Here is a 24,507-nt window from a genome sequence, read left to right as displayed (position 1 = left end):
ATCGGCATCCGTGCCTCCGAGAGCCGCGGGCCATGCGCAGGGTGACCGCGGTGCTCGCCCGAGCGGGCCGCGCCCGCGACGTCGGTGTCCGCGGCGTCGCGCAGCGGATCGCGTGGCGCGTCTACCGGGCCACCGGCGCGGCGGACCTGTTCTTCCAGATCGCGGACGAGGACATCCTGGGCAGCGTCCCCGAGGACCTGGCGGTTCCGGCCACCCGGCCGCACCGCGGGCGGCCGTTGACGATCGGGTGGGTCTCGACGGCACCGGCGCCGGGCTCCGGCGGACACACGACGCTGTTCCGGATGGTGGAGGCGCTGGAAGCCCGCGGTCACCGGTGCGTCCTGTACTTCTACGACCGTCACGGTCTGGACGCTGCCGCCCTGGACGCTGTCGTGCGCGAGCACTGGCCGACGGTGCGCGCGGAGGTCCGAGACGTCCGCGCCGGCATCCGCGCCCTGGATGCCGTGGTCGCGTCGGGGTGGGAGTCCGCCCACCTGATCGTCGCGTACGGGCAAACTCCGATGCGCCGGCTGTACTTCATCCAGGACTACGAGCCGCACTTCTACGGGCACGGCGCCGAGTACGAGTTCGCGGCGATGACCTACCGGCTTCCGTTCCGGCTCATCGCGCTGGGCGAGATGCTGGAGGGAATGATCCGCCAGCACACCGGGCTGGCCACGGACGTCGTCCCGTTCGGCTGCGATTCGGCGGCCTACCGGCCGCCGACGCCGCAGCCGCACCGCCGCGGGGTCGTGTTCTACTCCCGCCCCGACTACGCACGTCGCGGCTACCAGCTCGCCCGGGTGGCACTGACCCGGTTCCACCGGCTGCACCCGGACCAGCCGATCCACGTCTACGGGGCGCCGCCTCGGGGGCTGCAGGTGCCGCACTCGTTCCACGGCCGCCTCACCACCGGCGAACTGAACGAGCTGTACGGTCGCACGGTCACAGGGCTGGCGATGTCGTTCACGAACATCACGCTGGTGGCCGAGGAGATGCTCGCCGCCGGCAACATCCCGGTCGTCAACGACATGCCCCTCGCGCACCTCGTGCTGCCCAACCCGCACGTGCGGTGGGCCGAGCCCACCGCCGACGGTCTCGCGGCGGCGCTCAGCGCGGCCGTCACCGCCGCCGACATCGACGCGAACGCCGCCGCCGCTGCCGCGTCGGTGATCGGGCGATCGTGGCAGCCCACCCGTGACGCGGTCACCCGCATCATCGAGGACGAGGTGTACGGACAGTGACCGCGATCCGCACGAACGTCCACCACCTGCTCGCGCGGGCCGCCGAGGCGAGCCCGGACGCGCCGGCTCTCACGTACAAGGGCGAGACCGTCACCTACGCCGACACGTGGCGGGCGGTCGCCTCGGTCGCCGCGCATCTGCGCGAACTGGGCCTGGTGCGCGAGGACCGCGTCGCGGTGTACCTGGAGAAGCGGATCGAGACCGTCGTGGCACTGTTCGCGGCATCCGCCGCCGGCGGGGTGTTCGTCCCCGTCAACCACGTGCTCAAATCCGCCCAGGTCGGCCACATTCTGGGCGACAGCGGAGCGCGGGTCCTGGTCACCTCGGCGGATCGTCTCGGTGCGCTCGCCGACGTGCTGCCGCACACCGCGGTCGAGCATCTGATCGTCGTCGGTGACGTCGTCGAGCCCGCGATCGACGCGGCGGTGCACCCCTGGCGCACCGCCGTCGCCCAGGAACTGATCGAGCCGGCTGTCCTCGACATCGACCCCGCCGCGATCCTGTACACCTCGGGCAGCACCGGCAGACCGAAGGGGGTCGTGCTCAGCCACCGCAACCTGCTGGCCGGGGCGGAGAGCGTGAGCACGTACCTTCAGAACACGCCGGACGACGTGATCCTGAGCGCGCTGCCGCTCAGCTTCGACGCCGGGCTGAGCCAGGTCACCACGGCGTTCTCGGTCGGCGCGCACGTCGTCCTGATGAACTACCTCGTCCCGCGCGATGTGCCCAAGCTCTGCGCACGGCATGGCGTGACCGGGATCACCGCGGTTCCCCCGCTCTGGCTGCAGATCGCGGAGGTTCCCTGGCCGGAGGCGGCCGCCGAACGCCTCCGCTACTTCGCCAACACCGGGGGACGGATGCCGCGCGCCACGCTGGACCGGCTCCGCGACACGTTCCCGCAGGCCGCGCCGTACCTGATGTACGGCCTGACCGAGGCGTTCCGCTCCACCTACCTGGATCCGGCCGAAGTGGATCGGCGGCCCGACTCGATCGGCAAGGCCATCCCGAACGCCGAGGTCCTGGTGCTCCGGCCCGACGGCACGCGCTGCGGTCCGGGCGAGCCGGGGGAGCTGGTGCACCGCGGAGCGCTGGTGACCCTGGGCTACTGGAACGACCCGGTGCGCACCGCCGAGCGGTTCCGCCCCGTGCACCATCCCGATCAGGAGTGGCGCGCACCCGAGATGGCGGTGTGGTCGGGGGACACGGTCGTGGCGGACGAGGACGGCTTCCTCTACTTCGTCGGACGCGCCGACGACATGATCAAGACCTCGGGCTACCGGGTCAGCCCGACCGAGGTCGAGGAAGCGGCCTACAGCACCGGTCTCGTCCGGGACGCCGTCGCCGTCGGGGTACCCGATCCGGCGCTGGGACAGCGTGTCGTCCTGATCGCCACGCCCACCCAGCCCGAGCTGGATATCCCGGCCCTGACCGCCGCCCTGCGCCGGCTCCTGCCCTTCTACATGGTCCCCTCGCAGATCGACGCGCGCATCGAACTGCCCCGCTCGCCCAACGGCAAGTTCGACCGCGCCCTCCTGAAGGCCGAGGTGCCCGCATGAGCCCGCACGACCACGTCGCCGCGTTCGGGGCGATCGACGGACAGCTGAAGGTGGGCGGGATGCCGCTCAGCCGGCTGGCCGGTCGCGTCGGGTCCACGCCGTTCTTCGCCTACGACCGCGGCCTGCTCGACGCGCGGGTGGAGGCCCTGCGCGCGGCGCTTCCGGCGCGCATCGAGCTGAGCTATGCGATGAAGGCGAACCCGATGCCCGCGGTCGTGCAGCACCTCGCCCGGCGGGTGGACCGGATCGACGTGGCCTCCGGCCTGGAGATGCAGGTGGCGCTGGACACCACGATCCGTCCGGACCGCGTCAGCTTCGCCGGGCCGGGAAAGACGCCCGCCGAGATCCGTCAGGCCGTCGCTGCCGGCATCCTCATCGAGATCGAGTCCAGGACCGAGCTGGGTCGGGTCATCGCCGCCGGCGACGAGCTGGGCCTGACCCCGGACATCGCCATCCGGGTCAACCCCGACTTCGCGGTGAAGGGCTCGGGGATGCGGATGGGCGGCGGACCGCAGCAGTTCGGCATCGACGCCGAAGAGGTGCCCGCGTTGCTGCGCGACCTGTCCGGCGCCGGGGTCGACGTGCTCGGCTTCCACGTCTTCGCGGGCTCGCAGAACCTGCACGCCGCGATCATCGCGGAGGCCCAGCGCCGGACGGTCGAGCTCGTCAGCACGCTCGCCGACCACCTCGACTGCCCCGTCCGCTACCTCAACCTCGGCGGAGGTTTCGGCATCCCGTACACCGAGAAGGACCAGCCGCTGGATCTGGACGCGGTCGCGGCGGCCCTGCACGAGCTGATCGACGGTCCGGTCGCCGAGCGGTTCCCCGAGGCGAACCCGGTGATCGAACTGGGTCGTTATCTCGTCGGGGAATGCGGCGTCTACGTCACCCGCGTGCTGGACCGGAAAATCTCCCGCGGCAAGACGTACCTGGTCGTGGACGGCGGGATGCACCATCAGCTGGCCGCCTCGGGGAATTTCGGCCAGGCGATCCGGCGGAACTACCCGGTCGTGGTCGGCAACCGCGTCGAGGCCGATTCCGGCGATGCGGTCACCGTCGTGGGGTGCCTGTGCACGCCGCTGGATCTGCTCGGCGATGACATCCCGCTGCCGCCGGCGGCGATCGACGACCTCATCGTGATCTTCCAGGCGGGCGCCTACGGGCTCACCGCCAGTCCCACCGCATTCTTGGGGCACGCCGCCCCCGCCGAAGTGCTCGTCTGACACCGAAGGAGACCGACATGACCGACACCCTGGATGCCGTCCGCACCGTCCTCGTCGACGCGCTCGAGCTGCCGCAGGACCCGGGCGAGCTCACGCCGGACACGGCGCTGTTCGGCGCTCTTCCCGAGCTGGATTCATTCGGCGTCGTCGCCCTCGTCGCGGCGATCGAGGAGCGCTTCGACATCACGATCGACGATGACGAGTTCGGTGCGGAGCTGTTCGACACCGTCGGCTCGCTGACCCGGTTCGTCGAGGCGAAGCTGGCGCCGGCCGTGCGATGAGCTCCGCCGCCCTGCCCGGGTTCATCGCCACCACCCGGCGCCCGCTTCCCCCACCCCCGGCCGGGATGACCCGGGTCCTCTGCGGCCCGGCAGCGCTGGATCACTGGGGACTGCGGGCGGCGCCGGACCCGCACCCCGTGCTGGCCGTCTCGCGGGTGGTGCGACGGGCCGGGGGACGCGTGAGCGAGGGCGACGTCGCCGAGCTGATGCGGGTCGATCCGCACGCACTCAGCCGGCTGCTGCCGCCATTCGGCGCGGTCGGGGCGGACCGGAGCGGTGTGACGATGGTCGCGGACTCGCTGGGATTCCAGCATCTGTTCCACTCGGAGACCGGGCGCGCCGGAGCCGGAGTGCTCTCCAGTTCCGCGCTGCGCGCGGGCGGGGCCGCGTCCGCGCCGCTGGATCGGACCGCTGTGGGCGTCCAGTCCCTGCTCGGCTGGCAGCTGGGCCAGCGCACGCTCTTCGAGGGCATCCGCAAGCTGGACGCCGGCGCGATCGCCCGGCTCGGACCCGATGGGGTGGTGGTCACCTCGTCGCGTGCGCCCGCGGCATCCCCGATCGAGCTGGACGACGCCGTGCACGAGGCGGCCGCGCTTCTGCGACGATCCCTCGATGCGCTGCTGGATGACCACCCCGACGCGGTGCTCCAGCTCACCGGCGGCATGGACTCACGGCTGCTGCTCAGCGCCATTCCGCAGCGTCGGCGGCGCGGGCTGCGAGCCATGACGCTGGAGGTGCCGGGGACCGGCGATGTCGCGCTGGCCCGCGCGATCTCGGCGCGCTACGGCATCCGCCACTCCGTGCACGGGCTGGCCGATGTGGCCGCGGTCAGTCCGGACCAGGCGTGGGAGCTGTGCCGTGCCGACGCCGTCCGCCTCGACGGCATGGCCGACCCGGTCGCGCTGGCCGCGCAGCGGATCGCCGAGCGCGACTTCGACCAGGGTGTGCGCATCTCGGGTCTGGGCGGCGAGATCGCCCGCGGGTTCTACTACCTCGGGCCGGTGCGGGAGCGGACCTACACCAGGAAGGATGCCGAGCAGCTGGCGTCCTGGCGGATGTTCGTGAACGAAGCGGTCGAACCCGGCCTGCTCACGGACGATTTCAGCACGTGGGCGCGGGAGGCCGCGAACCGGGCCGTGTACGAGGCGCTCAGGGCCGGCGGGGACGAGTGGTTCCGGGCGGCCGACGAGCTGTATGTCGCGCATCGCATGCAACGGTGGGCGGGCGCCACCGATGTGGCCGTGTCCGATCAGCGCGTGGTGATCAACCCCATGCTCGACCCGGGCTTCCTGGATATCGCGGCGCGGCTACGCCCCCAGGACAAGGCGGGCGCGCGCTTCCTCGGCGCGCTGCAGATGGAACTGGATCCTGAGCTCGGCGCGATGCCCCTGGACGGCAGGCCGCCGCCATCGGCGTACGCGCACCCCGCACGGTGGCAGCCGGTGCTGGACGCCGTGCGCACCGGCCGCAAGGCGGCACGCAAGGCGCTGCAGCGGGTGCGGCGCGGCAACCGCCCCCCTGCGGGCGGATCGATCATGACGGCGAAGGTGGTCGCACACTGGAGGGAGCATCCGGGGGTGCTCGATCCCGTCCGCGACATGGACTTCGTGCGCGCCGAGTGGGTCGAGGGCGTGCTCGCGGGACGCGTGGAACCGCGTCCGAGCTCGGTGGCGCTCGTGACGAACCTGGTCGTCGTCAGCTCGCCGGACCGGGGGTAGCGGACCCGACGGCGCGCGTGGCGATGTCTTCGTAGAGCTGGTTCATCCGCTCCAGGCGGTGCGCCCACAGGTGGGTGCGCGCAACGCGTTCGCGCGCCGCGTCCCCCATGCGGCGCCGCAGCTCGGGCTCGTCGACCAGCGTGCGGATCGCGCCGGCGACATCGGCGGCCAGCTGCGCGGGGGAGTCCGCGTCGAGCCGGAACGCGCAGGCGTCGTCGACGTTCGCGCCGGGCCCGCCGCGGCGGCAGACGACGAGGGGAAGCCCGTAGGCCATCGCCTCCAGACTCACATTGCCTCCGGGTTCGCGGTAGCTGGGGAAGACGAAGACGTCGGCGCGCTCGTAAAACCCATCCACCGCCTCGCGGGGCACCTTGCCGTGGAACCTCACCCTGGCACTGACGCCGAGCCGCACCGCCAGGGCTTCGCAGGCCGCGCGGTCGTCGCCGTCCCCGAGCACGTCCAGGACCACATCCAGGTCGCGGGTCAGGCCGAGGGCCGTGATCGCATCGCGCAGACCCTTGGTGCGCACGATCCGGCCGACGTAGAGGAGCCGGACCGACCCTTCGTGCGCGGAACGGTCCACCGGCGGAGGGACGGTGTGGACCGCAGTCTCGCTCATGATCTCGAACCGGCGCAGGGTCAGCCCGCTCAGGAAGTCCTGGACATACGGCGCCACGCCGATCACGCACGCGGCCGACTCGTACGTCCGCCGAAGCAGCGGATCACGCCGGATGCGCCACGCGTCCAGGGCGCGCAGTCGCTGCCACCAGGGGGTCGTTCCCTCGTCCTCGGCGAATGCCGGGGGCGAGCCCAGGCTGCCGCCCACCGGCCCGATGAGGAGCGGAATCCCCGAACCCGCCGCGGGCGACGGGTAGCGCATCGCGACCGGTACGGCCTGATGGGCGATATCGAAGCGCTCGCCGTCGGCCAGCCGCCGGCGGAGCCATCGGCGAGCACGGAGATAGAACGGGACGTAGCCGGGCTGCATCAGGCTGTTCAGTCGCTCGAATCGGCCGACCCCGGGTGGCTCCTGCCACTCGATCACCCGAACGTCGGGCAGTTGCACCGCTGAGGGCGTGTGGCCCCGCTTATAGGTCGTCAGCAGGGTCAGATCGTGTTCGTCGGACAGCATCTGCGCCCACTGGAAGGCGACCCACGCTTCTCCGACGTCCTCGCCGTCGCAGGCCGGTGCGATCATCAGGACCTTCATCGTGGCCGCCCCTCTCGATGGGTTCACTTGGGGAGCAGGGCGTCACTCGCCCCGAGCAGCGGCGGCCGCTCGGCGGGTTTCAGCAGCGCCCGCAGCGTCGGCCAGGACTTGGCATGACCCAGCAGTGCGCGGCGCAGTTCGGTCGCGACGGTCAACCAGAAATAGACCGTCGCGCGGACCGTGCCCGTTCGCCGACGGTACAGTCGCACGCGATTGAGGATCTTCATGGTGTGCGTCGTCGCGCTCTCCCCGGAGCCGCCGCCGACGTGCATGGCGCCGGCCGCCGGGGTGAACACCGTCGCCCATCCGGCGTCCTTGGCGCGGAGGCTGAAGTCGGTCTCCTCGGAGTACAGGAAGTACGACTCGTCCATTCCGCCCAGCGTCGCGTAGCGGCCGCTGTCCACCAGCAGGATCGCGCCCACCGCCCACTCCACCTCGTGCTCGGTCTGGTACTGCTCGGGATCTTCGATGCGCTCGGTGAAGACCGGCCAGCCGGTGAAGCTCAGCCCGCCGACGCGCCCCATGGTGGGACCGCGTCGCAGCGTCGGGGACAGGCTGCCGTCCTGCTCGCGAACCCGCGGCGCCACGACGGCGACTTCCGGTCGGCGGAGCACGTCGTACATGACCGGCACCGAATCCGCATCCAGCACGGCGTCGGGGTTGAGGATCAGGATCGCCGCAGCATCCGGGGAGTGGCGCACCGCCCGGTTCATGCCCGCGGCGTACCCGTCGTTGCGGGAGAGGACGACCGTGCAGTCCGCACGGGTCTGCAGGATCTCCCGCGTACCGTCGGTGGACCCGTTGTCCACGACCACGACCGAGTAGGACAGATCGCCCATCGCCGCGGGGATGCTGTCGAGCAGGTCGGCGATGTGGCGTTCGCTGTTGTACGTCACGACGACGGCAGCGACGTCCACGGACGCGTCGGTCATCTCAGCAGCGCTCCCAGGCTCGCATCGGCATCCTCTATCCGCCGCAGCGCACCGGCCAGCCCCAGGATCAGGAACAGGGTGCCCATCGTCATCGGGAACGCGAAGGCGTCGAACATGAACAGGCATGAGAACCCGGCGCAGATCGCCGCGGCCAGCGCCAGCGCGAGGTCGCGCGAGGATTCCGCCCGCAGTCTGGCGCGGAGCCGGAACAGCGTCACCGCGGCGGTGACCCCCAGCGCGAGGAATGCCAGCGTGCCGATGATGCCGATCGTCACAAGAAGAAGGAGGTACTGGTTGTCGAAGATGCGGTACTTGGGCAGCAGTGTGCCCAGGCCGCGTCCGAACCAGGGGTCGCGGGCGATGAAGTCGCCGGCGAAGGCGAAGCCGTCGGTGCGCGAGGTGATGCTGGGGTCATCGCCGGCCCCGCTGAAGAGGCCGACGATCGAGCCGACGAAGTTGGGTGTGAGCACCACCATCGCCAGCACACCGGCCGCTGTCACGGCCACCACCCGTCGTCGTCGTTCCGGTGCCCACCCGATCAGGCAGACGAGCAGGGCGATGGCCGCCCCGAGGTAGGCCGAGCGGGAGGACGTGAGGGGAATGACCGCGGCGACCGCAGCAGCGGGGAGCCACCGCACGAGCAGCGGGCGATGCGTGTGCGAGAAGCCGACGTGAAGCGCGATCGGAAGGATCATCGACAGGATGACGCCGTACTCGATGGGATGGGTGGCCGTGCCCGGCGGCCGCGGATAGCCGCCTCGCGCGCCGAGGGTGTACGACGGTCCGCTGACGAGGCCGGGCACCGACAGCTGATCGACCCACAGCTGGCGCGTGGCGATCTGGATCAGGCCGAGCGCCGCCAGAAGCCCGCCGCACACCGCGAACCGCCAGATCAGGGTGTCGAGCCTGCTTCTCTGGTGGATGCCGTCGTGGGTGAGCAGCAGCGTGCCCGACCACGACGCCAGGGCGAGCAGTCCGACATCGGCAGGACTCACCTCGTCCGCGCTGATGGGCCGCGTCATGGCGAGCACGTACGTGACCCCCACGCAGAACAGCAGGATGCCGAGGGCGATCCGGATGGGCTGCGGCTCGGTGACCGCCCGGCGGGCGGCGCCGACGAAGGTGAGCAGCCAGAGCAGCAGACTGCCCAGGCCGAACAGCAGCGAGGGAGCCCCCGCGCTTCCGAGCGGTCCGACGATCAGCCGGGTGGGCAGGAACAGCAGCAGCACCAGATACAGCGTCAGCCATCCGACCGAGTCGGTCGTGGGCCTGGTCTGCGGGAGGCGCAGCAGAAGTCCGGTCACCTATCCCGTCCCGCCCGGACCTCCCGCGGGCCAGGGACCGAGCCCTCGGGTTCCTCGATCGACGGGGGAGGCGTCGTCGGCCCCGCCCCGTGTGCGGCCTCTGCGGGGACGGAATGGGGGGCTCTCGGCGTCGGCGTCGGCGCCGGCGGCGGCAACGGATGCGGCGGGAGCCGTCCGGCGCATCCGGCGTCGCAGCAGAAGACCGTCCAGCGCGAACGCGGCGAAGCCCGTCACGACCACGCCCAGGACGATGGCGGCGATGACGTTGCGAACCGTCGCGGATGTCTCCGCCGTCGCCTCACTGTCCTGGGCCAGCTCCATCGAGGTGATCACCGACGAGGCAGGCGCCTGCACCTCGACCTGCAGCCGAGCCAGCTCCTCGGGGATGCGGGTCAGCAGGAACTCCAGCGTCGAGAGGGTCCCCTCCGCCGATCGGTCGGTCACGTCCACCGAGATGACCGGCCCGCGGACGGACTCATCCAGCAGGACCTCGTACTCGGCGGTTCCGGACCGCTCCTGGACCTCGGTGTGTGCGGACTCGCTGGCGAAGTAGGCCACGACGATGCTGGCCGGCTGCTCCAGGCCGCTGAGCGCGAGGAAGGGGTTGCCGCCGTCACCGACCGCGTTCGCGCCGGGAAGCAGGAGGACCAGCGCTCGGGCGTTGTACTCCGGGGGGGTGACGGCGTAGGCGCTCACGGCGAGGCCGACGGTCAGGGCCAGCCCGAGCAGCACGACGTACCACCGGCGCGCCAGCGCCTTGACGACATCGGCTATCACGGGCTTCCTCCCCCCACGAGCATTCCCGGAAGGCCACGGACATGGTTAGTCTAATCGGGGGGAGCTATGACTTTCTGGGGGCTTTTGCGAGCAGTTCTCAGGTACTGGCCCATCGTTGTGGCGGGTGCGGTCTGCACGGCCGCGGCGGGCCTGGCGATTCTGAGCGACGAAGGCGTGTACTCCACGCGCACCGAGATCGTGTTCCTGGCGCCGACGAGCCCGTCGAATCCGAACGCCCTCCGCACCCAGTCCGAGGACGTCATCGACATGGCGGGCGTCGTGGCCAAGCGGCTCACCGGCCCGGGCGAGGTGCCGAAGTTCGCGGCACCGGATGTCACGCTCGTGGGCCTCGGTGTCCGCGACGGCTGGTCGCTGCGCCTCCCGGACACGGGCGGCCAGTGGAGTTCGAATTTCGCCACGCAGCGACTCGTCCTGGACATCGTCGGGCCCACGGCCGAAGCGGTCCGAGAGCGCCAGGATGAGCTCCTGGACCGCGTGCAGGGCGAATTGTCCGCGTTGCAGAGCGAGCGAGGCGTCGCGGACGTCAACCGGATCACCGCGCTGGCTGCCCCGGAGACGACCGTGATCACCCACGTCGGAGGCAGTCGTCCGCGCGCCCTCGCAATGACCCTGGCGCTGGGCGTCGGCGCCATCCTGACCGGAGTCCTGGTGCTGGAGCGCCGCCGCCTGCGCCGGGAATTCGAACAAGGGTCGCTGCTGCGCCACGGAGAGGCAGCCGCGCCTGCTCGATCCGATCGGCAGCGGGTCCGGCGCTGACGGGTGGTGTCCGCGGCGCAGCGGACACCACCCGTCAACGGTCAGTTCGCCGGGGCGACCACCGTGCCGTCGTCGAACAGGTTGTTCGTCCAGACCGCGCCCGGCGCGTTGATGTCGAAGGACGTGATCGGTCCCCAGTATCCGCAGACATACCCGCGGCCGCCCGCACCCATCTGCGTGCCGCGCTGCCACACATTGTTGGTGAACCGGATGTCACGGGTCTGACCGGAGTAGGGCTTGCCCGCCGTGGAGCCGCCGTAGGTGCAGTAGCCGCCCGAACCCGCGATGATCAGGTTGTTGTCGATCCGGTTGTTCTGCACCGGATCGAAATCCGGATAGCCCGTGATGGCGGCGGAGCAGCCGGCATCCGGGGCGAAGTCCGGTGCGTCGCACGCGATGGTGTTGTGGATCAGGTTGCTGTTCGTGTTGACGCGGATGCCGGATTCGTGGTTGACGCCGGTCGTGTCGTGCAGCTGGCCGTGGACGTACGAGTCCTGCACCGTGCAGTCGGCGTAGCAGTTGATCGAACGCGTCCCACCGGTCACCTCGACCCGCAGAGCGGTGAAGAAGGCGTCGCCGATCCCCGTTCCGACGTAGTCGCCTGCGAACACCTCGCTGTCGGTGATCGTGAACGAGCCGGCGCCGGCGGTGTAGTCGGCGTAGACGGTCCCGTTGATCCTCGAGTTCTTGATCACCACGTCCTTCGCGAGGATCCGCAGCGAGCAGTTCACCTGCTTGCCGTCGATGACGTACCCCGCGGTCTGGATGGCGCACGGACCGGTGTAGTCCGTCAGGGCCACGCCGGACGGGACGCCCGTGGTGTCAGAATTCGGAAAGGTGCGACCGAGTGCGACGAACCCGCCTGAGCTGGGTGGTTCCGGGGTGGCGGTCGGCGTCGGCGCAGGCGTCGGCGTGGCCGTCGGCGTCGGCGTCGGCCGGGGCGTCACGGTCGGTGTCGGCGTCGCCGTGGGCTCCTCGCTCGGTTCCGCGGTCGGCTCGGACGTCACGGTGGGGGCGGGCGTCGCAGCCGGTGCCCCGGGTGCGTAGACGACGTCGACGAGGTAGTTCGAGCCCTGCCACGCCGAGGTGGGCACCGTGCTGGTGTCGCCGTAGCGGTAGACGCCGGCGTTCGCGGTCAGGCTGAAGCCGTTCTGGGATCTGGCCGAGCTCAGGTCGCGTTCGATCGAGGGGTACCCGCCGTTCGGCGCCTGATATGACACCACGTACGTGCGGTCACCGGTCAAGCCGACGGGGTTCGTCAGCGGGATGGTTCGCCAGCCGGGGGTGGTGGTGGCTGGAAAGTCGACGGTCGCCAGCACGCTTCCCCCCTCCGTCCACAGTGTGGCCGTGGTGACGTTGCGCGCACCGCTGCTCTGGTAGTACTGCACGGCCGTGACGGTCCCGGAGGTGTCCGGCGAGAACCGGACACCCAGTTCCACCGCGGCCCGGTCGCGGTCGACGTCCGTCGTCGGTGTCAGGTCGTCGGCGAAGATGCCGGTCGTGGTCGGTGCGGCGAGGGCGGGAGCGATGGCCGCGCCGGTGAGGGCGATCGCCAGAGTCGCGGCCACCGCCAGGCCCCGCTTCAGTCGCAGCTGCAGCGGGGCATGGGGGGAGAGAGCTTTGTGAGACATATCAATCCAAGGGGGTTTCGCTGGGGGAGCGTTGAATGGGATTCAGGTTGAATCGGGTTCCTTGGGAGTATTGCCCAGGACATGTGCATTTGAGCCGGGTATGAGAGAAGCCTCACGGAGTTTTTCGGCGGCGAGTAGGATTTCGGCCATCCCGGCTGCGCGGTCCCGACGCCGCGGAGACCCGTCAGGGAAGGCGCCCGGAATGGCTCGAGATACCCGCCCGTCCCTTGCTCTGGTGCTGGTGTCGCTCGCGGTGTATGCGGCTCTGGCCGCCGCGATTCTGGTCGCGCCGTTCTCGGTCACCGGGGGGCTGGACGCCTTCTCCGCGTGGGTGCGCCGCGATCTGCAGATCGCCTGGTTCGGGTCCGGGTGGTTCGAGTTCGCCGCCAACGTCGTCCTGTTCGTTCCGCTCGGTCTGCTGCTGACGCTGCTGTTCGCCCATCCCTGGCGCGGCGTGATGCTGGCGCTCGGAGTGTCGGCGGCTGCCGAGCTGGCACAGTTCCTGATCCCGTCCCGCGAGCCCAGCCTGCGCGATGTGCTGGCGAACGTCGGCGGGGCGGCACTCGGGGCGGGGCTCGCCTCGCTCGTGCTGCGGCGGGCCGCGGCATCCGCCGGGAGCGCCGTTCCCGAAGAGACGACGATCTGATGGAGGGCGCGCGGGCGGACGACGCCGGAACGGACAAGGCGTCACTCGAGCTGCGGCCGATCCTCGATGCGGATGCCGAGACCGTCGCCGCGTTCCTGCACGAGCACCTGAACACTCGCGTGCCCCACGTGGCATGGCGCGCCCTGTTGTCGCCCCCGTGGCGTGCGGCGGCGCCGAACAGCGGCTTCCAGCTGAGGGCCGGCGCACAGATCGTCGGCGTCTACGCGGCGGTGTATTCCGAACGCGACATAGACCGGGCGACGGTGCGGTTCTGCAATCTCGCGGCGTTCTGCGTGCGGGACGAGTACCGCGCCCACAGCCTGCGGCTGCTGCGGGCGCTGCTCGCGCAGAAGGACGACGTGTTCACCGATTTCTCGCCGAGCGGCAACGTCGTCGCCCTCAATGAGCGGCTCGGTTTCGTGCGGCTCGACACGTCGACCCGGCTGAGCGTCAACCTGCCGGCGATGCCCGGTCGCGGCATCCGGGTCTCCGGCGATCCGGCCGTCCTCCAGGCGACCCTCGCCGGGGTGGATGCCGTGGCCTACCGCGATCATCGGAACGCCGCAGCGGCGCGTCACCTCGTGGTGACCGCGCCGGGCGGATACGCCTATCTCGTCTTCCGCCGGGACCGCCGCAAGCGGCTGCCGCTGTTCGCGACGCCGCTGTACGTCGGCGGCAGCCGCGCGCTGCTGCGCGCGGCGTGGCCGCGGGTGGCGTCGCATCTGCTGCTGCGGCACGGTCTGGCCGCGACACTGGCCGAGCCGAGGATCCTGGGCTTCGCGCCGCGGCTGGGCACCGCCCTGGCCGCGCCGCGGGCGAAGATGTTCCGCGGCAGGACCATCCCGCCCGAGCGCATCGACTATCTGTACAGCGAGCTCACGCTGCTGGAATGGTGACGCACGCCCAGGGCTACCGCTGCCTCTTGATCGCGCTCTTGAGCAGCTGCCCGGCTGCGGTCAGGCCGGGGCGGCCCAGGATGAGCTCGCGCATCGACTCGCGCGTGTCCTCGGCGGTCACGCTGTAGCGGGCCTGGAACCACGAGTTCGGGCGGGCGGGGAACCGGTCGCTGCTGTACACGCGGGCGTAGCCGCTGAGCTGCAACCGGTTGATGACCGTGCGGTCGTACTGGCCCAGGGGCAGCGCGGCCTCATCGACGGGGCCGCGGCTGGCGTCGGCGAGCTCGGCGCGCGCGTCGACCAGCTCCCGTGCTGCGACCTGGTCCGACATGCCCCGCCAGGAGATGTGCGACCAGCCGTGGCTGCCGATCTGCATGCCCGCGGTGCGCAGCAGCCGCAGATCGCCCGGCGACAGGCTCGCCGGATCCTCCAGCCGGCCGGCGAGCGCGAAGAACGTCCCGGTCAGGCCACGGTCCTCCATCGCCGGAAGCGCCACCGCGGCATCCGAGATGTTGCCGTCGTCGAAGCTGATGCCCACGTTCGGATGCGTCGCGATCTCATCGAGCATCCGCAGGAAGTGGGTCTCGCGCACCCAGTACCGGGCTTCGCCCTCTTCGCGCTCGCGGATGCAGACTCCGACGCCGTGGAAGCAGATGTTCGTGATCACGGACTCATTCCGTCGGCCGGGACAGGAGCCCGCCGACGCGTGCTGGTGTCCTGCCCCCAGCCCGCACCAGCGCTCTGGGTCCGCCGGGCGCGCCGTGCGGCGAGCATCGTGATCGAGAAGTACGCCAGTGCGCCCGGCCAGAGCCGAGGCTGCGGCAGTGCGACGCGCAGCCACGCCCAGCGGTCGGTGGGGCGCACCTCGAGCGGGATCTGCCCGGTCGCCGCGGCCGCGCGCATCTCGGCGTTGCCGCGGCGCACCCGCACGAGGCGGTTCATCAGATCGCGGGTCTTGTACGGCGCCTCGACGACCACCGACACCTCACTCACCTCCGCCTTCTCTGTCCGGTCGAACTGCGAATCCAGGAACAGGTCGTCCGCCACCAGGGCCGGGAACGCACCGAACCGGGACCGACCGGCCTCGGAGACCACGATCAGCCCGCGCCCGAACAGGCCGTCGCGGAAGGCGGGCAGACGCTCGTTGATGGAGAAGTAGGCCCGTACCGGCCACGGGCGGCCCGCGGTGTTCATGCGCCGTCGCGGAACGACGGCCAACGCGCGGGGCGTCCGTTCCAGCGCGGTCACGAGCGTGGTGATCGCGTCCTGCGGCGGGACGATGTCGGCGTCCAGGTAGACGCGGGGGTAGGAGGAGGCCACCGCATCGCCCGCGTTCAGCGCGTCGGCCTTGCCGGGCGTGGGACGGTCGATCACCGTGACGCCGTAGCTGCCCGCGACCTCCGCGGTGCGGTCCCGGCAGCCGTTGGCGACGACGATGATCTGATCGCCGTGCACGTCCTGGCGGAGCAGGGCGGAGAGGCAGGCGCCGATGACGCGCTCCTCGTTGTGCGCGGCGATGACGAACGTCGGTCGGACGGCGGTCGGCGCCGCGACGGGCGCCGCGGTCACGCGTGCGCCGGACATGGGTCAGAACCCGCCTTCGGCCCGAGCCAGCGCCGCCACGCGAGCCACCGCCGGGACGGGCGCCGGAGTCAGCACGGGTGCGGCTGCGGAGACGGGCGCCGGAGTCGGCACGGGTGCCGCCCGCTCGGCATCCCGAGCCAGAAGGTAGGCGTCGAAGACCTGTGCGTCGTCCAGGTCCACATAGCGGCGGCCCTGCGCGTCGAAGAGCCGGTCCGAGATCGTCTCGGGCACGGCGGGCGTCTCCAGATGGTGCCCGGTGATCCGGTCGTAGACGGCGACATAGGCCTCGGCCTGGGGGCGCCAGTCCATCAGCTCTGTGGCGCGGTGCCGGGCGGCGCGTCCCAGACGGGCGCGCAGGCCGGGGTCATCGATCAGCCGTTCCACCTGATCGGCGAACGCGGACACATCGCCGGAGGCGGCGTACAGCACGGTGTCGGCGCCGGAGACCTGCGTCTCGACCAGGTCGAACGCGACCGACGGCAGGGCGTAGGCCATGTACTCCATGGTCTTGTTCATCGTCGACACGTCGTTCAACGGCGTCTTCAGGTCGGGGCACAGCCCGATGTCGCCGCGGCTGAGGTACTCCGCCATCTGCACCCGGTCGACGCGACCGGTGAAGGTCACGTGATCGTGCAGCAGAAGCGCCTTCGCCTCGGCTTTGAGCTCGTCGAGGCAGTCCCCGAAGCCCAGGAGCGTCGCGGTCACGTTGTTGCGTCCGCGACGGTGCACCAGCTCGTCGACCACGTGCAGTGCCTGGTCGACGCCGTCCTGCGGGCCCATGATCCCGACGTAGACCAGGTTGATGCCGTCCGCCGGCCTCGGGCTGTCCGGATAGATCGGACGCATCTGCTGCGTATCCGGTCCGCTGCGCACCACGGTCACCTCGGACGCGGCGCGACCGCCCCGGCTGACCGCGATCGCCTTGTACGACTCGTTCGTCGAGATGATGTGATCGGCGGCGCGGAACGAGCGTCGCTCGAGCCACACCAGTGCCCGGTACTCCAGCCTCTTCAGCCGCCCGGTGGGTTCTCCGAAGCGCGAGCGGAACAGCTCGGGGTTCAGGTCGTGGTGGTCGAAGACGAACCGGACGCCGGCCATCCGCCACAGCAGCGCCAGGAGCCAGTACGTGTCCGGCGGGTTGCACGCCTGGATCACGTCGAACCGCCCTCCGCGGCGGACCTGCAGGCTCAGCCACGCGGTGCGCAGCCAGCTGTAGGCGAACTCCCACGCGAAGCCCCCCAGCCCCTTGGCCTCGGGCGCGGGGGCGTACTTGTAGATGTCCACGCCCTCGAGGTGCTCGCGAGCGGCGTCGCCGGGACCCTTGGGGCAGATCACGCTGACCCGGTACCCGCGGGTGACCAGAGCCTGACACTCCAGCCACACCCTCCGGTCCAGTGGTACCGGCAGGTTCTGGACGATGATCAGGATGTGCGGGCGCCTCTTCGCGGACCCGCTTCTGGTGCTCTGGAACATGCTCATCCTTCTGTGTCGGAGTTCGGACGGAGGCAGAGGTGTACGGATACCGAGGGATCCACGACCGCGGCAGCCGGCGCCTGAACGCGCAAGCGGGCGGGCCGGCCGGGGATCGGGGGTTCGCAGCCGTGGATCCGGTCTCGGTGTCGGGGGGAGACTGTGCCCGGCGCAGCGGCCGGTGTCAGAGGGGCGATGAGTGCGGTCATGGATCAGTACGCACCCTGAGGGCGGATCATCACCCGGGCGGTGCGCCAGATGATCATGAGGTCCGTCATGAGCGACCAGTTCTCGACGTAGTGCAGGTCGAGGCGGACGCTCTGCTCCCAGGACAGGTCACTGCGCCCGCTCACCTGCCACAGGCCCGTGATCCCCGGTTTGATGTACAGCCGCCGGAAGACGGCCCCGTCGTAGCCGCCCACCTCGCTCGGCAGAGGCGGGCGCGGGCCGACGACGCTCATGTCGCCGCGCAGCACGTTCCAGAACTGCGGCAGCTCGTCCAGCGAGAGCCGTCGCAGCACAGCGCCGACGCGCGTGACCCGCGGATCGCTGCGCAGCTTGAACAGCGGGCCGGCGCCCTCGTTCTGCGCCAGCAGGGCGGGCAGCTCCTGCTCGGCCGATGCGCGCATCGTCCGGAACTTGAGCATGTCGAACTCCTGACCGTTCAGGCCGACGCGGCGCTGGCGGAAGAACACACCGCCCGGAGAATCGAGCATCACCAGCAGGGCGATCACCGGCGTGACCAGCGCGATCGGCACCAGCGCGACGACGGCGACCAGCAGGTCAAGCGCGCGTTTGTACGCGTGCCGGGCCCCCTCGAACGACGGGATCCGCACCTGGACGAGGGGCAGCCCCTCCACCTGACGGAACGAGATCCGCGGCCCGGCGACATCGGTCAGCCTGCTGCACAGCACCAGGTCCGCAGCGGTCCCCTCCAGCTGCCAGCTCAGTTGGCGGGTGTACTCGGCATCCTCCAGCTGGCTCGCGACGATGATCGTGTCGGCGCCCATCTCGCGCGCCGCTTCGGCGACGGTGGCCGGCGTCGCCACCACCGGGTATGTCCCGGCCGGAACGGCCACGGCGGAGCCGGCGGGCGCGTCATCCAGCGCGGCTCCCACGACCTGGTAGGCGCGCTGGTTGTCCCGCTCGAGCGTGCTGATGACGTGCTCGATGTCGGCGCGGCGGCCGACCACGATGGCCCGGGAGACGTGGTTGCCGCCGCGTCGCTGGGCGATCAGCCAGCGCCGCCAGCCGCGGCGGGTGATCAGCAGGATGAGCAGACCCACCGGCAGCGCCAGGATGAGCTGATCGCGCAACCCGTCCCACTGCAGCACGATGAACGCGATCGCGAGGAATCCGAATGCCAGACCGGTGGCGTGGGCGACCAGTTTGTACTCGGTGCTGCCGGCCCCGATGACCCGCGGCGACCTCGTCTGGAACGCCCACAGCATCACCGTCCACGCCACCGCAGCGGTGAACGGGAGCCGGAAGATCACCCACGGATCCGCCGCGAGCGCCGGCGCGCCGGCGGCGAGCAGGTGCAGGAGCGAAGCGCTCGCGGTGACGATCACGATGACCGCGGTATCGGTTGCGACCAGGCGCCGCCGGTAGCGGCGCTGCTCGCGGCGCCGGCGTTCCAGCGCCGGCGTGATCCGCCGGGCGGCGGCTCCGGCCGCGAGCGCGCTGCTGCGGGCGGCATCGGACTCGATGCGGTCGGTCGGCGCCTGCGGCCGGACCGGCAGCTCGGGGACGGGCGCGACCCACGGCGCGGCGCCGACCTCGACGGTGGTCATCCGCGCGTCCCGGATCGGAGCGCGCGAGCGAAGTGGCGACGCACCCGTGCATCGTCGAAACTGCGCATCCGCGCACCTCCAACGGTGCGCGGGTACGCCAATAGACGTCTCCCCATGACGTACTTCCCCAGTGTTCCCCAGTTGCGGGCCCCATACCCGCGTGCGCATCGAAGAGAAGGCCTCGTCCCCGACCCCAGATCGGGAGGTCCTGCACTGCCGACCCCTCGGCAGTGCACTCTCGGCATCTTGCGATGACGGATGTGCGGTTCGAAGCCTAACCCCAAGACCGGTCATCTGTCCCGACTTTTTTCCGGCCACCGGCGTGTCGGGCGTCGTTCCGCGGTTGACGGGGGGTGGCCGTGGCCGCATCTGCGATGGGCATGACCGGCGAAGGGCCGGGGTAACGGGGGTGACGGTGCCGGTCGCCGGTCCTCCCGGTCGGCGTTCGGCGAGCCGGGGCGAAGCGGCGGCAGCGGTGCTGGTGCCCACGCTCACTCGGTCGCCCGTGCAGAGCCAGAGCCCGGACAGCACCCGACCCTGTGCCTAAGGCCCATTCGGGTGGCCCACGCACAGGGTCAGGGTTCGCGAGGTTCCCCCCAGATCGCCCGCGAAAGCTCGGCAGAAAGAGCCCACATCGTGCTTCCCCCATAGGCGACAGCCTGCCTGCGCGCATCACACTACACCGGAATCCTTGTCCACCAAATGGGGGACAGGAAATTCTTTCCGGGATGTGCACGGAGGTACCGGAATTGTTCGCGGGACGCGCCGCAAAAAAGGGGCGTGCGGCCCCCGCTCATCCCGATACACTCGGACCGCCTCCGTTCATGCTTCCCCGACTGTCCCCAGCAGTACCGCGGTTCGCTCCCCAGCGATGCCGCTTCGGGTTGGCCATCCGGGGGAAGTGGGCCTCCTCGCGCTTCCGTTCCTCACGGACCGGCCGAGGAGGCCCGCGCTTTGCGTCCAGGGGTGGCCGCGGCATCCCGTGTCCTGGGCCGCCGCTCAGGATGTGCGCGCCGCGCGACCGTAGGATTGGGCGCATGTGTGGAATCGTCGGATACGTAGGCCCTCGCGACAGCCAGGCCATCCTTCTCGCCGGGCTGGCGCGGCTCGAGTACCGGGGCTACGACTCCGCCGGGGTCGCGGTCATCGACGGCGACGGCGGGCTCGGGATGCGCAAGCGCGCCGGCAAGCTCAAGGTGCTGCGCGACGACCTCGTCGACCACCCCCTCGCCGACGGGACCACCGGCATCGGGCACACCCGGTGGGCGACCCACGGCGGCCCCACCGACACCAACGCGCACCCGCACCTGGCCGATGACGACAAGCTCGCCGTCATCCACAACGGCATCATCGAGAACTTCTCCGAGATCAAGGCGGAGCTGGTCGCGGAAGGCTACGTCTTCCGCAGCGAGACCGACACCGAGGCCGCCGCGGTGCTCCTCGGCCGGGAGTACCAGAAGGCCGGCGGTGACCTCGTCGCCGCGTTCCGTGCCGTCGTCAGCCGGCTCGAGGGCGCGTTCACACTGTTGGCCATGCACGAAGACCACCCCGGCCTGGTCGTCGGTGCGCGGCGCAACTCGCCGCTGGTGATCGGCCTGGGCGAGGGCGAGAACTTCCTCGGTTCCGACGTGGCCGCGTTCGTCGAGCACACCCGCAACGCCCTCGCGATCGGCCAGGACCAGATCGTCGCGATCACTCCCGACGGCGTCTCGGTCACCGACTTCTTCGGCAACGCCGTCGAGGTGGAGCCGTTCGAGGTGCTGTGGGATGCCGCGGCCGCGGACAAGGGCGGCTGGACGAGCTTCATGGCCAAGGAGATCAGCGAAGAGCCGGAGGCCGTGCTCAAGACGGTCCTCGGACGCACCCGCGGCGGCCAGGTGGTCATCCCGGAGCTGGACGGTATGGACGATCTGTTCGCCGGCATCCAGCGCATCATCATCGTCGCGTGCGGGACCGCCGCGTACGCCGGTGCGGTGGGCAAGTACGCGATCGAGCAGTGGGCGCGCGTCCCCGTGGACGTGGAGCTCGCGCACGAGTTCCGCTACCGCGATCCCGTGATCGGCCCGGACACCCTGGTGGTCTCGATCAGCCAGTCCGGCGAGACCATGGACACGCTGATGGCCGTCAAGTACGCCCGCGAGCACGGCGCCAAGACCCTGTCGATCTGCAACACGCAGGGCGCCACCATCCCCCGCGAATCCGACGCGATCGTCTACACGCACGCCGGACCCGAGGTCGCCGTCGCGTCGACCAAGGCCTTCGTCGCGCAGATCACCGCGCTCTACCTGTTCGGGCTGCACCTGGGCCGCGTCCGCGGCACCGTGGACGCCGAGGCCGCCGCGGTCTTCGTGGACGAGCTGGAGGCGATCCCGGACAAGATCCGTCGCATCCTCACCGAAGAGCAGGAGCGCATCGAGCAGCTCGCGCACTGGATGGCCGACACCCGCTCGGTGCTGTTCCTCGGCCGCCACGTCGGGTACCCGATCGCCATGGAGGGTGCGCTCAAGCTCAAGGAGCTGGCCTACATCCACGCCGAGGGCTTCGCCGCCGGCGAGCTCAAGCACGGCCCGATCGCGCTGATCGAGGCCGGTCAGCCGGTGTTCGTCATCGTGCCCTCGCCGCGGGAGTCCGCCGAGCTGCACAAGAAGGTCGTCTCGAACATCGAGGAGATCCGTGCGCGCGGCGCGCGAGTGATCGCGATCGCCGAAGAGGGCGATGCCGCGGTGCTGCCGCACGCCGACGAGGTGCTGCGCATCCCACTGGCCGGCCCCCTCTTCGAGCCGCTGCTGGCGGTCGTGCCGCTGCACATCTTCGCGATGGGGCTGGCCACGGCGAAGGGCCTGGACGTGGACCAGCCCCGCAACCTCGCCAAGTCGGTCACGGTCGAGTAGGGCTTCGCCGGCCGGGCGGTTGCGCGGTCGGCGGTCGGTTGCGCGGCGGCTGCGGTCGGTTGCGTGCGGCTGCGTGCGGTTGCGTGCGGGTGCGTGCGGACGATGGCGGGGGTGAGCGGTTCCAGCGCCCGCGGTCCCCGGGGCGGCGCGGGGTTGCCGCGGCAGCCGTGGGTTCAGGTGTGCAGTCTGCGTGGCAATCGGGCGCTCTTGCGTGGTCCGTCCCCGGCATGACGGGAACTTCGGTCGCGCAAAGCGCGTAACTCCTGCAATCCTGGGGACCCTTCGGTTGCGTGGGTGGCGACTGCGGCCATTCGCGCCGGCGGCGACACCAATGTGCAGGAGTTGTGCGCCGCGTCGGGTCGGGATCAGGGACGGGTCGGGAGCGTCCGCGGGCGAGCAGCGGGCGGGACGTCCGCTTCGGCGGGATACAGTGGCGGGGTGCTGAAGAGAGGGCGACCGTGATCGTCGGAATCGGCGTCGACCTGGTCGACATCGCCCGCTTCGAGCGGACGGTGGAGCGCACGCCGCGTCTGCTGGACCGCCTCTTCTCGCCCGCGGAGCAGACGCGCGCACCCCGCTCCCTCGCCGCCCGCTACGCAGCCAAGGAAGCGCTGATCAAGGCCCTCGGGGGCTCTGACGGCGTGCACTGGACCGAGATCGAGATCACGCCGGAGGCCTCCGGGCGGCCGTGGTTCACCCTGACCGGCTCGACCGCGGCCGTCATCGCCGCGCGCGGCATCACGGGGCTGCACCTGTCCATGTCGCATGACGCCGGGTTCGCGACCGCGTTCGTCATCGCCGAGGCGTCGGGGGATGCCGCGCACCCGATCGCCGTGAACCCGCCCGCATCCGCGGCGCACTCTGCTCCTCGCGACGCGGAGGCGCCGGCGTGACCCGGCTGCCGGCGGGCGTGCTGCGCGAGGCGACCATCGACGTCGGGGCGATCACGGCGAACGTCCGGCACCTGCGGGCGCTCACCGACTCGGAGATCATCGCCGTCGTCAAAGCCGACGGCTACGGCCACGGCGCCGTGCGTTCCGCCGTCGCCGCGCTCGAGGGAGGCGCGAGCCGCCTGGGCGTCGCCGACATCGGCGAAGCGCTCGCCCTCCGCCGCGCCGGCATCACGGCGCCGATCCTCGCGTGGCTGCATGCCCCCGGCACCTCCTTCGTCGAGGCGGCGTCGGCCGGGATCGAGCTCGGCATCTCGAACGTCGATCAATTGCTGCAGGCCGCGGCCGCGGCATCCGCCGATCGTGCCGTGGGGGTGCACCTCAAGCTGGAGACCGGGCTGGCCCGCAACGGCGTCGCGCCCGAGGACCAGCGGGTCGTCTTCGCCGAAGCGGCGCGGCTGGAGCGCATCGGCAAACTGCGGGTGATCGGACTGTTCAGCCACCTCTCGAACACGTCGGCCGAGGACGACCGGGCCGCACTGCGGGTGTTCCACGAGGGCGTGGGGATCGCGGCATCCGCCGGACTCGCCCCGCCGCTGCACCATATCGCCGCCACGCACGCGGCGATCGCGCTGCCCGAGGCGCGGCTGGGCTGCGTGCGCATCGGAATCGGGCTCTACGGGCTTTCGCCGTTCGCGGATCGCTCCTCGGCCGAGCTGGGCCTGCGGCCGGCGATGACCCTGCGCGCCGCGGTCGCGGCGGTGCGGCGCGTGCCCGCCGGACACGGGGTCTCCTACGGGTACGCCTACCGCACCGACCGCGAGACGACCCTCGCGCTCGTGCCGCTCGGCTATGCGGACGGCGTCCCGCGGCAGGCATCGGGGGCCGGGCCGGTCTTGATCGGCGGCCGCCGCCACCGGGTGGCCGGACGCATCGCGATGGACCAGTTCGTCGTCGACGTCGGCGACGCCGAGGTGGCCGTCGGCGACGAGGCGGTGCTGTTCGGCGACCCCACGCTGGGCGCACCGGCCGCAGACGAATGGGCCGATGCCGCGGGCACGATCAACTACGAGATCGTCACGCGCATCGGACCGCGCGTCGGCCGGCGACAGGTGTCGGCATGAGCGGGCTGGATCCGCTCGTGGGGCGCTACGAGATCGGCAGCCCGGACGACATGGAGGCGTTCGGCGAACGCATCGGGGGGATGCTGCGCCCCGGGGATCTGGTGGTCCTGACCGGCGCGCTCGGGGCGGGAAAGACCACCCTGACGCGCGGCATCGCGGCCGGGCTCGGCGTGCGTGGACCGGTGCAGAGCCCGACCTTCGTGATCGCGCGGACGCATCCGTCGCTGGTCGGCGGTGCGCCGCTCGTGCACGTCGACGCGTACCGGCTCGGCTCGGCGCTCGAGCTGGACGACCTCGACATCGACGTGGACAGGTCGGTCGTGATCGTCGAGTGGGGCAGTGGCATGGTCGACGGACTGCGCGACCAGTGGTGGGAGGTCGAACTCGAGCGGCAGCTCGGCGGACTCGGCGCCGAGACGATGTGCGGCGACCCGTCGCGCGCCGCGCAGGAGCTGGACGCCGACGCGCCGCGCATCCTCACGGTCTCGCGTCGGCCGTAGGCGTTCCCGGTCGATCGAGCACGCCGGCGCGCGTGCGAGCCCGACGGCGCGCGTGCGAGC

General features: G+C 71.1%; 21 protein-coding genes. 12 read left to right on the top strand and 9 right to left on the bottom strand.

The annotated features are described in order from the left end of the window. Positions 1–32: 32 nt before the first annotated feature. Genes QNO12_RS13795 through QNO12_RS13775 form a run of 5 tightly spaced genes read left to right on the top strand, consistent with a single transcriptional unit; the run spans position 33 to position 6,022 of the window. On the top strand, positions 33–1,244 hold the full coding sequence (locus tag QNO12_RS13795) for a rhamnosyltransferase WsaF family glycosyltransferase (RefSeq protein ID WP_257501585.1): 1,212 nt from the start codon (positions 33–35) through the stop codon (positions 1,242–1,244). Continuing rightward, positions 1,241–2,800, top strand: coding sequence for an acyl-CoA ligase (AMP-forming), exosortase A system-associated (locus QNO12_RS13790; RefSeq protein WP_257501586.1), 1,560 nt, complete (start codon positions 1,241–1,243; stop codon positions 2,798–2,800). The genes QNO12_RS13795 and QNO12_RS13790 overlap by 4 nt, the downstream gene beginning before the upstream one ends. Next, positions 2,797–4,023 (top strand): pyridoxal-dependent decarboxylase, exosortase A system-associated, encoded by a 1,227-nt coding sequence (locus QNO12_RS13785; protein WP_257501587.1) that lies wholly within the window; start codon positions 2,797–2,799, stop codon positions 4,021–4,023. Before QNO12_RS13790 ends, QNO12_RS13785 begins: the two co-directional genes overlap by 4 nt. A gap of 17 nt (positions 4,024–4,040) precedes the next feature. Next, positions 4,041–4,304, top strand: a complete 264-nt coding sequence (locus QNO12_RS13780) for an acyl carrier protein (RefSeq protein ID WP_257501588.1) — start codon at positions 4,041–4,043, stop codon at positions 4,302–4,304. After that, the gene (locus QNO12_RS13775) at positions 4,301–6,022 is read left to right on the top strand and encodes an asparagine synthetase B family protein (protein WP_257501589.1); all 1,722 of its coding nucleotides are present in this window, start codon (positions 4,301–4,303) and stop codon (positions 6,020–6,022) included. The genes QNO12_RS13780 and QNO12_RS13775 overlap by 4 nt, the downstream gene beginning before the upstream one ends. Here the strand turns inward: QNO12_RS13775 and QNO12_RS13770 are convergent. The 4 genes from QNO12_RS13770 to QNO12_RS13755 are packed head-to-tail and all read right to left on the bottom strand — an operon-like array spanning position 6,000 to position 10,245. Next, a complete protein-coding gene (locus QNO12_RS13770) occupies positions 6,000–7,232 on the bottom strand; it encodes a glycosyltransferase family 4 protein (RefSeq protein WP_257501590.1) in 1,233 nt (410 codons plus the stop codon). The two genes, QNO12_RS13775 and QNO12_RS13770, sit on opposite strands and share 23 nt — an antisense overlap. A gap of 23 nt (positions 7,233–7,255) precedes the next feature. Further along, a complete protein-coding gene (locus QNO12_RS13765; RefSeq protein WP_257501591.1) occupies positions 7,256–8,164 on the bottom strand; it encodes a glycosyltransferase family 2 protein in 909 nt (302 codons plus the stop codon). Continuing rightward, on the bottom strand, positions 8,161–9,468 hold the full coding sequence (locus tag QNO12_RS13760) for an O-antigen ligase family protein (protein WP_257501592.1): 1,308 nt from the start codon (positions 9,466–9,468) through the stop codon (positions 8,161–8,163). The genes QNO12_RS13765 and QNO12_RS13760 overlap by 4 nt, the downstream gene beginning before the upstream one ends. Then, positions 9,469–10,245 carry a hypothetical protein gene (locus tag QNO12_RS13755; protein ID WP_257501593.1) on the bottom strand — a complete coding sequence of 259 codons (777 nt, stop codon included), beginning with the start codon at positions 10,243–10,245 and terminating at the stop codon, positions 9,469–9,471. Between the two features lie 66 nt (positions 10,246–10,311). Between QNO12_RS13755 and QNO12_RS13750 the strand changes: the two genes are divergently transcribed. After that, positions 10,312–11,022, top strand: a complete 711-nt coding sequence (locus tag QNO12_RS13750; protein ID WP_257501594.1) for a hypothetical protein — start codon at positions 10,312–10,314, stop codon at positions 11,020–11,022. Between the two features lie 41 nt (positions 11,023–11,063). On the opposite strand, the gene QNO12_RS13745 is transcribed toward QNO12_RS13750, so the two are convergent. Beyond that, positions 11,064–12,653 carry a DUF4082 domain-containing protein gene (locus QNO12_RS13745; RefSeq protein WP_257501595.1) on the bottom strand — a complete coding sequence of 530 codons (1,590 nt, stop codon included), beginning with the start codon at positions 12,651–12,653 and terminating at the stop codon, positions 11,064–11,066. 202 nt (positions 12,654–12,855) lie between these two features. Between QNO12_RS13745 and QNO12_RS13740 the strand changes: the two genes are divergently transcribed. Both QNO12_RS13740 and QNO12_RS13735 read left to right on the top strand, forming a co-directional pair. Then, complete coding sequence (locus tag QNO12_RS13740; RefSeq protein WP_257501596.1) at positions 12,856–13,299, top strand: VanZ family protein; 444 nt, start codon at positions 12,856–12,858, stop codon at positions 13,297–13,299. After that, positions 13,299–14,195 (top strand): hypothetical protein, encoded by an 897-nt coding sequence (locus tag QNO12_RS13735; protein WP_257501597.1) that lies wholly within the window; start codon positions 13,299–13,301, stop codon positions 14,193–14,195. Before QNO12_RS13740 ends, QNO12_RS13735 begins: the two co-directional genes overlap by 1 nt. A 13-nt stretch (positions 14,196–14,208) precedes the next feature. Here the strand turns inward: QNO12_RS13735 and QNO12_RS13730 are convergent, their stop codons facing one another. From QNO12_RS13730 to QNO12_RS13715, 4 genes are all read right to left on the bottom strand, one after another. Further along, entirely contained in the window at positions 14,209–14,862 is a 654-nt protein-coding gene (locus tag QNO12_RS13730) for a polysaccharide deacetylase family protein (RefSeq protein WP_257501598.1), read from the bottom strand. Further along, positions 14,859–15,779 carry a glycosyltransferase family 2 protein gene (locus QNO12_RS13725; protein ID WP_257501599.1) on the bottom strand — a complete coding sequence of 307 codons (921 nt, stop codon included), beginning with the start codon at positions 15,777–15,779 and terminating at the stop codon, positions 14,859–14,861. The genes QNO12_RS13730 and QNO12_RS13725 overlap by 4 nt, the downstream gene beginning before the upstream one ends. A gap of 3 nt (positions 15,780–15,782) precedes the next feature. Then, positions 15,783–17,252: a glycosyltransferase family 4 protein gene (locus tag QNO12_RS13720; protein ID WP_257501600.1), complete on the bottom strand. Its 1,470-nt coding sequence runs from the start codon at positions 17,250–17,252 to the stop codon at positions 15,783–15,785. 209 nt (positions 17,253–17,461) lie between these two features. Beyond that, positions 17,462–19,042, bottom strand: a complete 1,581-nt coding sequence (locus tag QNO12_RS13715; RefSeq protein WP_257501601.1) for a sugar transferase — start codon at positions 19,040–19,042, stop codon at positions 17,462–17,464. Between the two features lie 1,037 nt (positions 19,043–20,079). On the opposite strand from QNO12_RS13715, the gene glmS reads away from it, so the two are divergent. The 4 genes from glmS to tsaE all read left to right on the top strand — a co-directional run bounded on the left by glmS (position 20,080) and on the right by tsaE (position 24,447). Further along, a complete protein-coding gene (gene glmS, locus QNO12_RS13710; RefSeq protein ID WP_257501602.1) occupies positions 20,080–21,933 on the top strand; it encodes a glutamine--fructose-6-phosphate transaminase (isomerizing) in 1,854 nt (617 codons plus the stop codon). Between the two features lie 458 nt (positions 21,934–22,391). Beyond that, positions 22,392–22,826: a holo-ACP synthase gene (locus QNO12_RS13705; protein ID WP_257501603.1), complete on the top strand. Its 435-nt coding sequence runs from the start codon at positions 22,392–22,394 to the stop codon at positions 22,824–22,826. Beyond that, entirely contained in the window at positions 22,823–23,947 is a 1,125-nt protein-coding gene (gene alr / locus QNO12_RS13700; protein WP_257501604.1) for an alanine racemase, read from the top strand. The genes QNO12_RS13705 and alr overlap by 4 nt, the downstream gene beginning before the upstream one ends. Then, positions 23,944–24,447 carry a tRNA (adenosine(37)-N6)-threonylcarbamoyltransferase complex ATPase subunit type 1 TsaE gene (gene tsaE, locus QNO12_RS13695; RefSeq protein ID WP_257501605.1) on the top strand — a complete coding sequence of 168 codons (504 nt, stop codon included), beginning with the start codon at positions 23,944–23,946 and terminating at the stop codon, positions 24,445–24,447. Before alr ends, tsaE begins: the two co-directional genes overlap by 4 nt. Positions 24,448–24,507 lie beyond the last annotated feature (60 nt).

The sequence above is a fragment of the Microbacterium sp. zg-B185 genome (genome assembly GCF_030246885.1).
GTDB lineage: Bacteria > Actinomycetota > Actinomycetes > Actinomycetales > Microbacteriaceae > Microbacterium.
This window is presented reverse-complemented; position numbering and strand designations above follow the sequence as displayed.

Coding starts and splice junctions, on each gene's coding strand:
- QNO12_RS13785 (WP_257501587.1), top strand. CDS start 2,797: ATGAGCCCGCACGACCACGTCGCCGCGTTCGGGGCGATCGACGGACAG.
- QNO12_RS13740 (WP_257501596.1), top strand. CDS start 12,856: ATGGCTCGAGATACCCGCCCGTCCCTTGCTCTGGTGCTGGTGTCGCTC.
- QNO12_RS13750 (WP_257501594.1), top strand. CDS start 10,312: ATGACTTTCTGGGGGCTTTTGCGAGCAGTTCTCAGGTACTGGCCCATC.
- QNO12_RS13775 (WP_257501589.1), top strand. CDS start 4,301: ATGAGCTCCGCCGCCCTGCCCGGGTTCATCGCCACCACCCGGCGCCCG.
- QNO12_RS13765 (WP_257501591.1), bottom strand. CDS start 8,164: ATGACCGACGCGTCCGTGGACGTCGCTGCCGTCGTCGTGACGTACAAC.
- QNO12_RS13715 (WP_257501601.1), bottom strand. CDS start 19,042: ATGACCACCGTCGAGGTCGGCGCCGCGCCGTGGGTCGCGCCCGTCCCC.
- QNO12_RS13720 (WP_257501600.1), bottom strand. CDS start 17,252: ATGTTCCAGAGCACCAGAAGCGGGTCCGCGAAGAGGCGCCCGCACATC.
- tsaE (WP_257501605.1), top strand. CDS start 23,944: ATGAGCGGGCTGGATCCGCTCGTGGGGCGCTACGAGATCGGCAGCCCG.
- glmS (WP_257501602.1), top strand. CDS start 20,080: ATGTGTGGAATCGTCGGATACGTAGGCCCTCGCGACAGCCAGGCCATC.
- QNO12_RS13770 (WP_257501590.1), bottom strand. CDS start 7,232: ATGAAGGTCCTGATGATCGCACCGGCCTGCGACGGCGAGGACGTCGGA.
- QNO12_RS13745 (WP_257501595.1), bottom strand. CDS start 12,653: ATGTCTCACAAAGCTCTCTCCCCCCATGCCCCGCTGCAGCTGCGACTG.
- QNO12_RS13735 (WP_257501597.1), top strand. CDS start 13,299: ATGGAGGGCGCGCGGGCGGACGACGCCGGAACGGACAAGGCGTCACTC.
- QNO12_RS13780 (WP_257501588.1), top strand. CDS start 4,041: ATGACCGACACCCTGGATGCCGTCCGCACCGTCCTCGTCGACGCGCTC.
- QNO12_RS13725 (WP_257501599.1), bottom strand. CDS start 15,779: ATGTCCGGCGCACGCGTGACCGCGGCGCCCGTCGCGGCGCCGACCGCC.
- QNO12_RS13795 (WP_257501585.1), top strand. CDS start 33: ATGCGCAGGGTGACCGCGGTGCTCGCCCGAGCGGGCCGCGCCCGCGAC.